Origin of the sequence: Enterobacter cloacae complex sp. IR5458 (assembly GCF_049238025.1) — a bacterium.
In the GTDB taxonomy this organism is placed as follows: Bacteria; Pseudomonadota; Gammaproteobacteria; order Enterobacterales; family Enterobacteriaceae; genus Enterobacter; species Enterobacter kobei.
In genome coordinates, this window is sequence record NZ_JBMKIF010000134.1 from 1 (window position 1) to 911 (window position 911).

General features: G+C 34.9%; 1 protein-coding gene. It reads right to left on the reverse strand.

Going from position 1 to position 911, the window contains the following annotated elements:
• Positions 1 to 211: 211 nt before the first annotated feature.
• On the reverse strand, positions 212 to 911 hold a 700-nt coding region (locus tag ACOTYN_RS26395; RefSeq protein ID WP_421634811.1), incomplete at its 5' end, for a hypothetical protein.

Below are 911 nucleotides of genomic sequence, written 5' to 3' on the forward strand. Positions count from 1 at the left end.
AGATCAAAGTGGTCATTTTAATTGAGCTGGATAACGGACATTTCAATTGAGCCTTGACACATGATGTAGCAGCTAAATTGAGATGCCCGTCTCCTTAAAATGTGTTAGGCAATAGCTTTGAGAGCCTAATGCCACAATTAATTCAGTGGCATCAAACAAGAGGGTTTTCAACAGGGAACTATATTTTTCATAGCATAATACAAACCGTCATTTAATCTTCATATTTATATGTTTTTAGTTCAATTTTAGTTCTGTCAATATTCAATCCAAACACGGGGAAGTCGATTATTTTGTAGTTATCATCGCTACAACCTTTCACTACATCGATAAATTTAATTATCATGAAATTAAATATGGATTTATTCTCAACAAACTCCAACTTATCAGAGTCTAAGCCTTCGCATTGGGTCAACTTTGAGAAGTCGGGGCTATTTATGAATTCATGATGACATTTAATCATTTCGTTCCCATATTCAGGGACGCCTATATACACCAATTCATTACGTCCAACCTCCCTCATTTCAACGGCAGGCACAAATATATCACCACTCATTTGCTTGGTTACTGTATACTTGAATAAATAATTTCTTCTTGTTTTTTCGCAATAAATTGAAACTAAAAACTCGCACTCCAAATCCTTTATACCTTCTTCGTCAATTTTGTATTTCCTTGCAGAATTTACAGATTCAGATATCACATCCTTAATTAAGGTTGATATAAAATTTTTATCTAACAATAAATGTACGTCCCTAAAGTTATAAAAATCAACATCCCAACACTGACCATATGATGTATTTATTTCCTGAGGGGTTTTGTTGCCCATCGGAACAAGATATATTGAGATGCTATCACCTAAATAGCTGCGCCTAATACCGCTACACTTTTGCCTGACCATGTTTTCCTCCGGGGAA